Below are 13,371 nucleotides of genomic sequence, written 5' to 3' on the forward strand. Positions count from 1 at the left end.
TCAGCCGCGCTTTAACAGCTGTCAGCCCATGAAAAAAGCCGCCCCGATCCGGGGCGGCTTTCGTTTTGGCTGGCCTGCCGCTTAATCGATCAGCGGCAGAAGCTGGTCGAAGCTGGCCTTCGCATCGCCGTAGAACATGCGGGTGTTGTCCTTGTAGAACAGCGGGTTCTCGATGCCGGAATAGCCGGTGCCCTGACCACGCTTCGACACGAAGACCTGTTTCGCCTTCCACACCTCCAGAACCGGCATACCCGCGATGGGGCTGTTCGGGTCGTCCTGTGCGGCCGGGTTCACGATGTCGTTCGAGCCGATGACGATGACCACATCCGTGTCGGGGAAATCGTCGTTGATCTCGTCCATTTCCATCACGATGTCATAGGGCACCTTGGCTTCGGCCAGAAGCACGTTCATGTGCCCCGGCAGACGACCGGCCACGGGGTGGATCGCGAAGCGCACTTCTTTGCCCTTGGCGCGCAGCTTGCGGGTCAGTTCCGCAACCGTCTGCTGCGCTTGGGCCACGGCCATACCGTAGCCCGGCACGATGATGATGCTGTCGGCCTCGTTCAGCGCGTTGGCCACGCCGCCCGCGTCGATTGCGACCTGCTCGCCCTCGACCGCCATCTGCTCGCCCTTGGCACCGCCGAAGCCGCCCAGGATAACGCTGATGAAGCTGCGGTTCATGGCCTTGCACATGATGTAGGACAGGATCGCACCGGAAGAGCCCACAAGCGCACCCACCACGATCAGCAGGTCATTGCCAAGCGAGAAGCCGATCGCCGCCGCAGCCCAGCCCGAGTAGCTGTTGAGCATGGACACAACCACCGGCATGTCGGCGCCGCCGATGCCCATGATCAGGTGGTAGCCGATGAACAGCGCCAGCAGCGTCAGCAGAACCAGCGTCCAGCTGCCCATGCCCGACAGGTAGGCGAACATCAGCACCAGCGATGCAATTGCCGCCGCCGCGTTCAGGATATGCCCACCCGGCAGTTGCTTGGCCGAAGTGTCGACCTTGCCCGCCAGTTTGCCATAGGCGATGACCGACCCGGTGAAGGTGACGGCACCGATCCAGATGCCCAGCACCAGCTCGACCTGAAGGATCGTGATCTCGACCGAGGACTTCTTGGCGATCAGTTGCCCGAAGGACGACAGGCCGTCATAAATTTCCTTGGGCAGGCCGATGGCGGTGTAGCCGTCGGGACCGACCGCGCCCATGACCAGACCCGCCTCTTGGTAGATACCGGCGATGCTGTTGATCATAAGGTCGGCATTGACCCCCACGAACACCGCGGCCAGACCCACCAGCGAGTGCATGATCGCCACCAGCTCTGGCATCTGGGTCATCTGGACCTTGGTGGCCAACTGGTAGCCCACGCCCGCGCCGAGCGCGATCAGCACCAAGGACGCGACCCACAGGCCCTGCCCCGGTCCGACCAGCGTGCCGACAACCGCCAGCGCCATGCCGACAATGCCATACCACACTGCGCGTTTCGCGCTTTCCTGGCCCGACAGACCGCCAAGCGACAGGATGAAGAGAACTGCCGCGACCACATAGGTCGCAATCGTGAATCCGTATTCCATAACGTGATCCCCCGCCTTACGATTTCTGGAACATGGCGAGCATGCGCCGTGTCACGAGGAAGCCGCCGAAGATGTTGATCGACGCCATGAAGATACCGGCTGCCGCCAGGATCGTGATCAGCAAGCTGCTGGAGCCGACCTGAATCAGCGCGCCGAGGATGATGATCGACGAAATCGCGTTGGTCACGGCCATCAGCGGCGTGTGCAGCGAATGGGCCACGTTCCAGATCACCTGGAAGCCGATGAAGACCGACAGCACGAAGACGATGAAGTGCTGCATGAAGCTTGCGGGCGCAACCATGCCCACCGCCAGCAACAACACGGCGGCCACCGACAGCAAGATGACCTGCTGCTTGGTCTGCGCCTTGAACGCGGCCACTTCGGCGGCGCGCTTTTCTTCCGGCGTCGGTTCCTTGACCTTTTCCTTCGGCTTGGCCGCGATCGCGGCCACCTTGGGCGGGGGCGGCGGGAAGGTGATCGCACCCTCATGGGTCACGGTCGCGCCACGGATCACGTCATCTTCCATGTTGTGCTTGATGACGCCGTCCTTATCGGGCGTCAGATCCGTTAGCATGTGGCGGATATTGGTCGCGTAAAGCGTCGAGGACTGCGTGGCCATGCGCGACGGGAAGTCGGTATAGCCCACGATGATGACGCCATTGTCGGTGACAACGCGCTCGTCCATCACGGTCAGGTCGCAATTGCCGCCCTTTTCGGCGGCAAGGTCCACGATCACCGATCCCGGTTTCATCATCTTGACCATGTCTTCGGTCCAGAGCTTCGGCGCGGGGCGCCCCGGAATCAGCGCGGTGGTGATGACGATATCGACATCGGGCGCCAGTTCGCGGAACTTTTCCAACTGCTTTTCGCGGAATTCGGGGCTGGAAGGGGCGGCATAGCCACCGGTCGCAGCGCCGTCCTGAGCGGGTTCGTCAAATTCGAGGAAGACGAATTCCGCGCCCATCGATTCGATCTGCTCGGCCACTTCGGGGCGCACGTCGAAGGCCATGGTGATCGCACCCAGAGAGGTCGAGGTGCCGATCGCGGCCAGACCGGCCACACCAGCGCCCACGACCAGCACGCGCGCGGGCGGGATCTTACCCGCCGCCGTCACCTGACCCGTGAAGAAACGGCCGAAATTGTTGCCCGCCTCGATCACCGCGCGATAGCCCGCGATATTGGCCATGGATGACAGCGCGTCCATCTTCTGCGCGCGGCTGATGCGGGGCACCATGTCCATCGCGATCACGGTCGCGCCGGTGTCCTTGGCGGCTTCCAGCATCGCTTCGTTCTGGGCGGGCCAGAAGAAGGAGATCAGGGTCTGGCCTTTTTTCAGGCGCTTGACCTCGTCCAGCTCCGGCTCGCGCACCTTGATGACGATGTCAGCCGCATCGACCAGCGCCTGTGCATCGGCCACGACGGTCACGCCCGCGGCTTCATAGGTGGCATCGTTGAACCCGGCCAAATCGCCCGCGCCCGATTGCACGAAGCACTCGTGCCCCAGTTTCTGCAACTGCGCCGCGCTGTCCGGCGTCAGCGCAACACGGGCTTCGCCCGGCTTGATCTCTTTTAAGGCCCCGACTTTCACGCGTCGTCCCCCTTTGCTTGCTATAGCGCCTGTGAAGCGGGACAAGCCCGCGATCTTTTCGATCTTGCGCCTGCATAGCCTGCGCAAGAATATTTCACAAGGCACCATTAAAGATTATGATAAGATCACTGCGGCAGCGCAGCGATCCCGGTCTCCTCACAGAAACTGCATTGCGGAAAACCGTGCGATTTGCAAGGGCGCGCAAGTATCTTGCCCTGTGCAGTCGGAAATCTGCGACTTGGTGTCGCTATGTCAAGGCTGCTGACTAAATCCACCGCCGCGTGCGCTGGAAAAACGCCTCTGCTTCGGGGCCGAACGCGGCGCGCAGACGGGCTTCTTCCGGCTCTATGAACCGGCGCGTTAGGATACGCGCCAAGGCGGGCACCAGCACCAGCCCCGCGACCGATCCCCAGACCAGCGCGAGGCCGCCCAGAAGCATCAGGTCGGCTAGGTAGATGGGGTTGCGCGACAGCCGGTATAGCCCGCCCGTTATCAGCTTGGCCGGCACCTCATGCGGCACGATGGTCGAGCGCGCGCGCAGGAAGGACAGCGCGGCGATCCCCATGATCGCCAAGCCGCCCCAGAACAGCGCGTTGCCCAGCAGGCTGAGCGCGCCGATCTGGTAGGCCGGGCCAAACAGCGCCACCTCTGCCTTGGCCAGACCCAGCGCGCCCAGCAGCCAGACCGGCGGGTAATCGAGCGTTATCTTCACGGCTGGAACGCCGCGCGCCCGCCTTGCAGCACCAGCACATTGTCATGCCCCAGAAGCCGCGCCACCAGCATCGCCTGCGACGACAGGACGGCGGTGTCGCAATACATGACGACCATGCCGGTCTCGGGCAGCTCATCGGCACGCGCGACAATCTCGCGCCATTCGATATGCAACGCGCCCTCGATCCCGTCGCTGGCGAACTGGTCCGCGCCGCGCACATCGACAAAGGTGACACCGGGCAAGATGTCTTCGGTCAGCTGCGCGGGCTGGATGATGCCTTCGGTATAGCCCGCGAAATCCAGATAGCCGCCGATCTCGTCGGCCAGATCGCTGGCCGCAACCGGGGCGCTGGAAAGCGCAACGGCCAGACATGACACAAGAATGAAACGCATTGAAACCCTCCCAAAGAACGCGAGGCGACATTCAATTACTTGCATCTGAATTGCAAGCGCCTTGACCTTTCGCGACAAGACCGCCACCGAAGGACGGCAGCCAAAGGACAGCCCCATGACCGATTTCGACCACACCCGCGCCCTGTTCGACCTGCCCGAGGGCGTGATCTATCTGGACGGCAACTCGCTTGGCCCCTTGCCCAAGGGCGTGGCCGCGCGCGTGGCGCAGGTCGTAACGGACGAATGGGGCAAGATGGTCATCACCGGCTGGAACCGCGCGGGCTGGATGGACCTGCCGTCGCGCGTGGGCGACCGCGTGGGCCGTCTGATCGGGGCGCCCCGCGGCACCGTGGTCATGGGCGACACGCTGTCGATCAAGGTCTACCAGGCGCTGGCCTCTGCGCTGGAGATGCGTCCGGACCGCCGGATCATCCTGTCCGACACCGGCAATTTCCCGTCTGACCTGTATATGGCCGATGGGCTGTGCCGCAGCTTGGGACCGGATTACCGCGTGAAAACCGTGGCCCCCGACGCTGTTGAAGGCGCGATTGACCCGTCGGTTGCCGTGCTGATGCTGACAGAGGTCGATTACCGCACGGGCCGCAAGCATGACATGGCCCGCCTGATCGCCAAGGCGCACGAAGTGGGCGCGCTGGTGGTCTGGGACTTGGCGCATTCGGCGGGCGCGATCCCGGTCGATGTGGCGGGCGCGGACACGGATTTCGCGGTCGGGTGCAGCTACAAATACCTCAATTCCGGCCCCGGCGGCCCTGCATTCATCTATGTGGCCCCGCGCTTGGCGGACCAAGTGCGCCCCGCACTCTCGGGCTGGCTGGGCCATGAAGCACCCTTTGCCTTCGATCTGGACTATCGCCCCGGTGCCGGGATCGAGCGGATGCGCGTGGGCACGCCCCCGGTGCTGCAACTCGTGGCGCTCGATGCCGCGCTGGATGTCTGGGACGGCGTGGACATGGCCGACCTGCGCGCCCGCTCGCTGGAATTGCAGGGCATCTTCATAAACCGGGTAGAGGCCGCCTGCCCTACCCTGACCCTTGCCAGCCCGCGCGCCCCCGAAAACCGTGGCAGCCAGGTCAGCTTTCGCCACCCCGACGGCTATGCGATCATGCAGGCGCTGATCGCCGAGGGCGTGATCGGCGATTTTCGCGCGCCCGACATTCTGCGCTTCGGCTTCACCCCGCTTTACCTGTCGCCAAAGGACGTGACCCGCGCGGCGGATACGCTGTGCGACATCATGGCCACGGGGCGCTGGGACCGCCCCGAATTCCACACCCGCGCCAAAGTCACCTGACCCGCGCCACAAGATTGCCGGGTTTCGCGGGCAGACTGCCCGCAAAATCAGGCAAAAGACGCAGAGTTCCATGAGTGCAGGCACCGATCATATGACCCAAGCCCCCACGGCCAGTTTCATGAGCCGCGTGCTGCGCGGCGCGGCCTTCACATCCGGCGGGTTCGTGCTGGGGCAAGGGATGCGCTTTGCCTCGAACCTGATCCTTGCGCGGTTGCTGTTCCCAGAAGCCTTCGGCCTGATGGCGCTGATGGCGATGGTTCTGACCGGGCTGACCATGCTGTCGGACACGGGCGTTCCGCAATCCATCATGCAACACAAGCGCGGCGATGACCGCGATTTCCTGAACACGGCATGGACGCTGAACCTGTGCCGGGGCGTGGTGCTATGGCTGATCGCCTGCGCGCTGGCCTGGCCCATGGCCTGGGTCTATGACGCGCCGGAACTGATGTGGATCCTGCCCTTGGGCGGGCTGTCGCTGGTCATGCTGGGGGCCGCGCCCACGCGCGTTTTCACCGCCCAGCGCCATTTGCAGCTTGGCCGGGTGATGGGGATCGAACTTGCCTCGCAGGCGATAGGCATTCTGGTCATGGTCACGCTGGCATGGATCTATGCCAGCTACTGGGCGCTTGTGGCGGGCGTTCTGGTCACGGGCGCGGCCAAGCTGGGCATGGAATGGGCGCTGTTGTCGGGCCTGCGCAACCGGCTGGCATGGGACCGCGACGCAGGCCGCGAATTGTTGCGCTTCGGCGGCTGGATCATGGCATCCTCGGCCTTTGGCTTCGTGCTGTTGCAGGGCGACCGCGCCATTCTGGGGCTGTTCCTGACGGTAGAGAAACTGGGCATCTACAACATCGCCTATTTCCTCGCCTTCTTCCCGGTGCTGATGGCGCATACCATGATGTCGAAACTGCTGATCCCGTCCTACCGCGAGATGTTCGCGGGCAAGGATGGGGAGCATGACCGCAAGATCCGCCGCCTGCGCATGGTGCTGACGGGCACGGTCATGACGCTTCTGACCATCATGGCGCTGATCGGGCCGTGGCTGATAGATTTCCTCTATGACGACCGCTATGCAGAGGCCGGGCCGATCATCGTGATGATAAGCTGCGCGCAAATGCTGTCGTTGATCGTGCTGACCTATGACCAAGCCGCACTGGCGCGCGGCGATTCGCGCCGGTTCTTCTGGGTGATCGCCATTCGTGCCACGGTGCAGACCCTGTGTTTCGTGTCGGGGGCCGCGCTTGCCGGGCTGCCGGGTGCGCTTCTGGGGCAAGCGGTGGCGTCGGTGCTGGTCTACCCGGCGGTCGCGCGGCTTGCGCGCCATACGGGCGTCTGGGACAAGCGCCATGACGCGCTCTTTGCGGCCGCAGCACTCTTGCCCATCGCGGGCGCGCTGTCGCTGCACTGGCCCAAGATCGCGCCGCTGCTGCCCTGACGCTTACCATATCGTAACCCCTTGGGGGCTACACCCGATACTGAACTCGCAGAAGCGTTCGAATCGGAGTGTGCCTTGCCCGCATCCAGAACCGCCCGTTTTGGCCTCAGACCCTCTCGGCTGTGCTTTCTGGCAGCGATCGCGCTGTTGCTGGCCACCCTTGGCTGGCCCGTGCTGGCGCGCAGCGATGCGGCGCTTTGCGATTATGCCGCAAGTGCGGCGGCGCGCAAACATGGCGTGCCGCTCGATGTGCTGCGCACCGTTGCGCGACTGGAAACGGGGCGCAATCAGGACGGACGTCTGGCCCCTTGGCCCTGGGCGCTGAACGCGGGCGGGCAAAGCCATTGGTTGCCCAGCAAGGCAGACGCTACGGAAACCGCGCGCGCCATCCTCGGCACCGGGCGGCGCAACCTCGATTTCGGCTGTTTCCAGCTGAATTACCACTGGCACGGGCAGCATTTCGCCAGCCTTGACGACATGCTCGACCCCATGCTCAACGCCGATTACGCCGCGCGCTACCTGCTGTCACATTACCGCCGCTTGGGCGATTGGAAAGCGGCGGTCGGGGCCTATCACTCGCGCACGCCAGAATACGCCCAGCGCTACCTTGCGCGCTATGACGCCATCGCGCGCGGCCTGTCGCCCCTGCCCGCGCAACCCCTTCAATCGCGGCCCGATCAGGCCCCCAGGGCGAACGGCTACGCGCTGCTGACGGGCGCGGGCGGCGGCGCGCGCGGCTCTCTTGTGCCCGCGTCCATCCTTGCGGGGTCCGCGCCCCTTCTGCCCCTGTCGGAGCGCGCGCCATGAACATTGACGCCAAAACCCTGTTCCAACCCACGATCCTGCTGGCGCTGGCGCTGATGGCCGTGATCGTGATGATGATCCTGCCCATCCCGGCCTGGGCGCTCGACCTTGGGCTGGCGGTGTCCTTCGCGCTCGCGATCCTCATGTTCACGGTCACGCTGTTCATACAGCGCCCGCTCGATTTCTCGATCTTCCCGACTGTTCTTTTGGCCTCGCTCATGCTGCGGCTGTCGCTGAACGTGTCCTCGACCAAGCTGATTATCGGCGAAGGGCATACCGGCACCAATGCGGCAGGCGGCGTGATCGAGGGGTTTGCCAATTTCGTCATGGGCGGGTCGGTATTCCTTGGGCTTGTCATCTTCCTTGTGCTGCTGATCGTGAACTTCATCGTTATCACCAAGGGCGCGGGGCGCATGGCCGAGGTGGGCGCGCGTTTCGCGCTCGATGGGATGCCGGGCAAACAGCTTGCCATCGACAGCGACATGTCGGCGGGCGCCATCGACCACGCAGAGGCCAAGCGCCGGCGCGAGACCGAACAGGCGGAAACCAATTTCTACGGCTCGCTGGACGGGGCGTCGAAATTCGTCAAGGGCGACGCGGTGGCCGGACTGCTGATTACCCTTCTGAACCTTGTCATGGGGCTGATAAACGGCACCATGATGCACGATATGTCGCTGGGGGCGGCGTTCGAAACCTATGCCATCCTGACCGTGGGCGACGGGCTGGTCAGCCAGATCCCGGCGGTCATCATCTCTATCGCGGCAGCACTTCTGCTGGCACGCGGCGGAGCGAATGGCGCGACCGACAGCCAGCTTTTCGACCAGTTGGGCCGTTACCCCGCCGCCCTGACCACGGTGGGCGTGCTGATGGCGCTCTTTGCCTTCGTGCCGGGGCTGCCCTTCGTGCCCTTCATCGCGGGGGCGGGCGCACTGATCGGGCTGGCGTGGCTGGCACAGCGCAAGGCGGCGCAGGCCGCCGTGCCCGACCCTGTCACACCCAACGCCCCGCCCCCGGCCCCGGTTCTGGGCGATGTGCTGGACCTTGACGAGATCCATGTGCAATTCGCGCCCGACCTTGTGCCCATGGTGTTGGACCCCGGTCTGGGACTGGATGCGCGCATCTCGTCCATCCGCGCGCATATCGCGCGCGAATTCGGGCTAATCCTGCCCGAAATCCGCCTGACGGATGAAGCGACCCTGCCCGCGGGCACCTATGCCATCCTGGTCCACGGGGTCGAACAGGCGCGCGACCGGCTACGCCAAGACAAGGTTCTGGCGCTGATCGGCAGCGACAGCACGCTGGACGCGCCGGGCGAGGATGTCTCGGAACCCGTCTACCGCGCGCCCGCCCGCTGGATCGAGCGCAGCGCGCAGGAAGATGCGGCGCTCTCTGGCGCGACAGTCGTCGCCCCGATCGAAGTGCTGGCCACGCATCTGCTGGAAGTGCTGAAATCCAACCTTGGCCGCCTGCTGACCTATCGCAGCCTGAACCGGGTGCTGGACGAATTGGGCAGCCTGACCGATGTCACCCGCGCCGAGGCGAACAAGCGCCTTCTGTCCGAGCTGATCCCCGACAAGGTGCCGATGGATGTGCTGCTCAGCGTGCTGCGCCTGCTGCTGGACGAACGCGTGTCCATCCGCAACCTGCCGCTGATCCTAGAAGCGCTCGCGGAGATGCGCGGCGCGGGCCACAGCCCGGAAAGCCTGTGCGAACATGTGCGCCAACGCCTTGGCTTCCAGCTTGTCTCCAAGCTCAAACGCCCCGATGGCACGGTTCCGCTTTTGCAACTGGCCCCCGAATGGGAAGAGCTGTTTTCCACCTACCAACTGTCAGGCGACCATGGCAGTGCCGATGTGGCGCTGCCGCCCGAGGATTTCGGCCGCCTGACCAGCGGCATTGCCGAGAAACTGGCGGGCCTCGGCGCAAGCGGCATCAGCCCTGCGCTTGTCACCTCGTCGCGCCGCAGGCGGTTCCTGCGCACGGCCATCGTCGCCAAGGGTCTGGCGCTGCCGGTGCTCAGCTACGAGGAAATCGGGTTCGAGGCGCGGCCCTCGCTGGTCGGGACCATCGCCGCATGAGTTCCGATCTGGTCGCTCTGCTGACCGCCTTGGGCGACAGCTACGGGCCGACGCTTCAGGCCGCCTTGATCGTGTTCCTGCGCGTCGGCGCGATGATGGTCCTGCTGCCCGCCTTTGGCGAGGCGGTCATTCCCATCCGCGTGCGCCTTGGGCTGGGGCTTGCCTTCACCGCCATCATCACCCCCGCACTTGCCCCGTCGCTGCCGCCGTTCCCCCCCACGCCGCTTGACCTGCTGCGGCTGGTCGCCACCGAAACCGTCGCAGGCTTTGCGCTTGGGGCGGGGCTGCGGCTCTTCGTGATCGTGCTGCAAGTCGCGGGCACCATCGCCGCGCAAGCCACGTCGCTGTCGCAATTCTTCGGCGGCGCAGGGGTCGACCCGCAACCGGCCATGTCGCAAATCCTGGTCATGGGCGGCCTTGCGCTGGCGGTCACGCTGGGGTTGCATGTGCGGCTGACGGAACTGTTGCTGCTCAGCTACCAGCTTTTTGCGCCGGGGTATTTCCTGAACCCCGCCGATCTGGGCGACTGGGGCGTGGCGCAAGTCTCGCGCGCCTTCGCGCTGGCCTTCACGCTCGCCATGCCCTTCGTCATCCTGTCGCTTGTCTTCTATGTCGCCTTGGGCGCGATCAACAAGGCCATGCCGCAACTGATGGTCGCTTTTGTCGGCGCACCCGCCATCACCTTCGCGGGGCTGGCGCTTCTACTGCTGACCGCCCCCCTCATCTTACCCATCTGGCACGAGGCCTTTACCGGCTTCATCGCCAACCCGGTCGGGGGCGCGCCATGAGCGAAGAGGACAGCGCCGAAAAGGAATTCGAGGCCACAGAGCGCAAGCTGGACGAGCAGCGCCGCAAGGGCGAGGTGCCGCGCTCGACCGACATCAACACCGCCGCCGCCTATCTGGGGCTGTTGCTGGCGGTGCTGGCGCTGGGGCAAGCCAGCGTCACCCGGCTGGGAGAGATCGGGACCGTCATTTTCCAGCAGGCCGACACGCTTTCGGCGCTGGCATCCGAGGGCGCGCGCCCGGTCCTCGGCGGCATCCTCGCGCAATCGGTGCTGGCCAGCCTGCCCTTGTTCGCGGCCCCTTTCCTGCTGGTCTGGGCCGCGCTGTTCGCGCAGCGCGCGGTCATCTTCGCGCCTGAAAAGCTGCAACCGAAACTCTCGCGCATCTCGCTCATCTCGAACGCGAAAAACAAGTTCGGTCGGGGCGGGCTGTTCGAATTCGCCAAAAGCACGGTCAAGCTGGTCGTCATCTCGGTCGTGCTTTGGGTGTTCCTGCTGCGCGAACTGCCCGCCATCCTGCGCAGCCTGTATCTGACGCCGGCGGTCGCGGCGAGCGAGCTCATGCATATGGTGTTGCGCTTCCTGTTGCTGGTCTTCGTGCTGGCGCTGGTCATCGGCGCGATAGATTTCTTCTGGCAGCGCGCCGAGCATTTGCGCAAGAACCGCATGTCGCACAAGGAAATGCGCGACGAGATGAAGAATTCCGAAGGCGATCCTCATGCCAAGGGCGAACGCAGCCGCCGCGGGCGCGAGATCGCGACCAACCAGATGCTGGCCAATGTGCCGCAAGCGAATGTGGTGATCGTGAACCCAGAACACTATGCCGTTGCGCTGAAATGGCAGGCGAGCGATCAATCCGCGCCCATCTGCGTCGCCAAAGGCACCGATGAGATTGCCGCGCGCATCCGCGAGCGGGCGCGCGAAGCGGGCGTGCCCATTCACCGCGACCCGCCCACGGCGCGCGCGCTGCACGCCAGCGTCAAGATCGGCGCAGAGATCGAGCCGCAGCATTACGCCGCCGTCGCCGCCGCGATCCGTTTTGCCGAAGCGATGCGCGCGAAAGCCTCGAAAGGGCGCTGGGCATGAGCGGCGCGCGGCTGGATCGGTTGGCAGATGTCGCCCAAATCCTGCGCAGGCGCGATTTGGCGAAACTTGGAAAGCTTGCTCAGGCGCGTAATGAAAGCGCCGCGCGCCTTGCCGCCCTGCCCGCGCGCCAAGAGTTGACCGACGACCCCGCGCTCAACGCTGCGCGACTGGCCCATGCGCAATGGGCGCAAGAGCAGCGCATCCGCCTGAACCAGACACTTGCCCGCCAAAGCGCCGCCGTGCTGGAGCAGAAACTGCACGCAACCCGCAGCCTTGGCCGCGCGCTCGCGTTGGAAAAGCTGCGCAAAGGGGCGCGCTAGACCACCCACTCGCCCGCGCGCATCAGGGGCACCGGGTCCGCGCCGTCGCGCAGCCCGTCCACATCGGTGCGCCCGTCGCCGATCATCCAATCCACATGGATCAGGCTTTTGTTGCCGCCGCGCGCCGCAATTTCTTCGGGCGTCAGGTCGCTGCCCTCTAGGCAGGACGCGTAGCATTGGCCCATGGCGATATGCGAGGCCGCGTTTTCGTCGAACAGCGTATTGTAGAACAGATGCCCGCATTGCGACACGGGCGAGCTATGCGGCACCAGCGCCACCTCGCCCAACCGCGCGGCGCCCTCGTCGGTGCCCACCATCTGCGACAGCACGTCCTGCCCGCGTGAGGCGGTTGCCGACACCGCGCGCCCGCCCTCGAAGCGCATCTCGATCTCTTCGATCAGCGTGCCATGATGCGACAGGGGCTTCGTTGCGCGCACGACACCCTCCACCTTGGCGGCATGGGGCGTGGTGAACACCTCTTCCGTCGGGATGTTGGGGTTACAGATGACGCCGTTTTTCGCAGGGCTTGCCCCGCCTTGCCACAGGTGGCCATCCGCCAGCCCCACCCGCAGGTCGGTGCCCGCGCCACGGAAATGCAGCGCGTCGAAGCGCGCCTCGTTCAGCATGGCAGAACGCCGGGCAAGGGCCGCGTTATGCTCGGCCCAGGCCGCGACCGGGTCGGCATGATCCAGCCGCGCCGTCCGCGCGATAGAGGCCGCGAGCTTCGCCAGCGCCTCTGCCTCTGGCAGGTCGGGGAAGATGCGCGCGGCCCACGCGGCTGTCGGGCAGGCGATGATCGACCAGTTGATGCGAAATTCCGAGATATGCGCAAGCGCCGGGCGGTAGGCGGCGGCATTGGCCTTGTTTGCGCGGCCCACGCGGGTGCTGTCTTGGTCGGACAACAGGAACGGGTCTTCGCCAACCAGCGCCAGCCGCGCGGCGCCCGCGCCATAGGCCGCGCCCATCCCGTCATAAAGCCAGCCCGGCGCGGCATCGAAGCCTGCGTCATGGCCATGGGCAAAGCGCGCGCGCGTCATCTCGCCATCGCTCAGGATGGGCGTGACCAGTTTCGCGCCGGCGCGATAGGCTTCCTCGGCAATCGCGCGGGCAAGGGGCAGCGCGCTGGTGGGCGCGGTCATGACCAGTTCCTGCTCGGGTTGCAGGTTCAGCCCCACCCGCACCGCCAGCCGTGCCAGCCCCTCGATCAGCGTTCCGTCCAGTTCAGTCGTATCGCGCATGTCCAACTCCATCCGTTTGGGCAAAGCTGGGTCATGGGCCGCGCGGG

General features: G+C 65.2%; 12 protein-coding genes. 7 read left to right on the forward strand and 5 right to left on the reverse strand.

The window, feature by feature from the left end; all coding sequences use genetic code 11:
- Positions 1 to 81 precede the first annotated feature (81 nt).
- From J1C52_RS07825 to J1C52_RS07840, 4 genes are all read right to left on the reverse strand, one after another.
- Entirely contained in the window at positions 82 to 1,578 is a 1,497-nt protein-coding gene (locus tag J1C52_RS07825) for an NAD(P)(+) transhydrogenase (Re/Si-specific) subunit beta (protein WP_227427379.1), read from the reverse strand.
- 16 nt (positions 1,579 to 1,594) lie between these two features.
- Positions 1,595 to 3,166 carry a Re/Si-specific NAD(P)(+) transhydrogenase subunit alpha gene (locus J1C52_RS07830; protein ID WP_227427380.1) on the reverse strand — a complete coding sequence of 524 codons (1,572 nt, stop codon included), beginning with the start codon at positions 3,164 to 3,166 and terminating at the stop codon, positions 1,595 to 1,597.
- Positions 3,167 to 3,431: 265 nt separating this feature from the next.
- Entirely contained in the window at positions 3,432 to 3,878 is a 447-nt protein-coding gene (locus J1C52_RS07835) for a methyltransferase family protein (protein ID WP_227427381.1), read from the reverse strand.
- Complete coding sequence (locus J1C52_RS07840) at positions 3,875 to 4,270, reverse strand: rhodanese-like domain-containing protein (RefSeq protein WP_227427382.1); 396 nt, start codon at positions 4,268 to 4,270, stop codon at positions 3,875 to 3,877. Before J1C52_RS07840 ends, J1C52_RS07835 begins: the two co-directional genes overlap by 4 nt.
- Before the next feature lie 115 nt (positions 4,271 to 4,385).
- Here J1C52_RS07840 and kynU point away from each other — a divergent pair, with 115 nt between their 5' ends.
- The 7 genes from kynU (at position 4,386) to J1C52_RS07875 (ending at position 12,086) form a co-directional block, all read left to right on the forward strand.
- Positions 4,386 to 5,579: a kynureninase gene (gene kynU, locus J1C52_RS07845; protein ID WP_227427383.1), complete on the forward strand. Its 1,194-nt coding sequence runs from the start codon at positions 4,386 to 4,388 to the stop codon at positions 5,577 to 5,579.
- 70 nt (positions 5,580 to 5,649) lie between these two features.
- A complete protein-coding gene (locus tag J1C52_RS07850) occupies positions 5,650 to 7,014 on the forward strand; it encodes an oligosaccharide flippase family protein (RefSeq protein WP_227427384.1) in 1,365 nt (454 codons plus the stop codon).
- 75 nt (positions 7,015 to 7,089) lie between these two features.
- The gene (locus J1C52_RS07855) at positions 7,090 to 7,821 is read left to right on the forward strand and encodes a transglycosylase SLT domain-containing protein (protein ID WP_227427385.1); all 732 of its coding nucleotides are present in this window, start codon (positions 7,090 to 7,092) and stop codon (positions 7,819 to 7,821) included.
- Positions 7,818 to 9,896, forward strand: a complete 2,079-nt coding sequence (flhA, locus tag J1C52_RS07860) for a flagellar biosynthesis protein FlhA (RefSeq protein WP_227427386.1) — start codon at positions 7,818 to 7,820, stop codon at positions 9,894 to 9,896. Before J1C52_RS07855 ends, flhA begins: the two co-directional genes overlap by 4 nt.
- Positions 9,893 to 10,684 carry a flagellar biosynthetic protein FliR gene (locus tag J1C52_RS07865; RefSeq protein WP_227427387.1) on the forward strand — a complete coding sequence of 264 codons (792 nt, stop codon included), beginning with the start codon at positions 9,893 to 9,895 and terminating at the stop codon, positions 10,682 to 10,684. The genes flhA and J1C52_RS07865 overlap by 4 nt, the downstream gene beginning before the upstream one ends.
- Positions 10,681 to 11,766, forward strand: coding sequence for an EscU/YscU/HrcU family type III secretion system export apparatus switch protein (locus J1C52_RS07870; protein WP_227427388.1), 1,086 nt, complete (start codon positions 10,681 to 10,683; stop codon positions 11,764 to 11,766). The genes J1C52_RS07865 and J1C52_RS07870 overlap by 4 nt, the downstream gene beginning before the upstream one ends.
- Positions 11,763 to 12,086, forward strand: a complete 324-nt coding sequence (locus J1C52_RS07875) for a hypothetical protein (RefSeq protein WP_227427389.1) — start codon at positions 11,763 to 11,765, stop codon at positions 12,084 to 12,086. Before J1C52_RS07870 ends, J1C52_RS07875 begins: the two co-directional genes overlap by 4 nt.
- On the opposite strand, the gene J1C52_RS07880 is transcribed toward J1C52_RS07875, so the two are convergent.
- Positions 12,083 to 13,324, reverse strand: a complete 1,242-nt coding sequence (locus tag J1C52_RS07880; RefSeq protein ID WP_227427390.1) for an aminopeptidase — start codon at positions 13,322 to 13,324, stop codon at positions 12,083 to 12,085. The two genes, J1C52_RS07875 and J1C52_RS07880, sit on opposite strands and share 4 nt — an antisense overlap.
- Between the last annotated feature and the right edge of the window lie 47 nt (positions 13,325 to 13,371).

This window comes from Roseibaca sp. Y0-43, assembly GCF_020667835.1.
Lineage (GTDB): Bacteria > Pseudomonadota > Alphaproteobacteria > Rhodobacterales > Rhodobacteraceae > Roseinatronobacter.

Coding starts and splice junctions, on each gene's coding strand:
- J1C52_RS07875 (WP_227427389.1), top strand. CDS start 11,763: ATGAGCGGCGCGCGGCTGGATCGGTTGGCAGATGTCGCCCAAATCCTG.
- J1C52_RS07840 (WP_227427382.1), bottom strand. CDS start 4,270: ATGCGTTTCATTCTTGTGTCATGTCTGGCCGTTGCGCTTTCCAGCGCC.
- J1C52_RS07880 (WP_227427390.1), bottom strand. CDS start 13,324: ATGCGCGATACGACTGAACTGGACGGAACGCTGATCGAGGGGCTGGCA.
- flhA (WP_227427386.1), top strand. CDS start 7,818: ATGAACATTGACGCCAAAACCCTGTTCCAACCCACGATCCTGCTGGCG.
- J1C52_RS07850 (WP_227427384.1), top strand. CDS start 5,650: ATGAGTGCAGGCACCGATCATATGACCCAAGCCCCCACGGCCAGTTTC.
- J1C52_RS07825 (WP_227427379.1), bottom strand. CDS start 1,578: ATGGAATACGGATTCACGATTGCGACCTATGTGGTCGCGGCAGTTCTC.
- kynU (WP_227427383.1), top strand. CDS start 4,386: ATGACCGATTTCGACCACACCCGCGCCCTGTTCGACCTGCCCGAGGGC.
- J1C52_RS07865 (WP_227427387.1), top strand. CDS start 9,893: ATGAGTTCCGATCTGGTCGCTCTGCTGACCGCCTTGGGCGACAGCTAC.
- J1C52_RS07870 (WP_227427388.1), top strand. CDS start 10,681: ATGAGCGAAGAGGACAGCGCCGAAAAGGAATTCGAGGCCACAGAGCGC.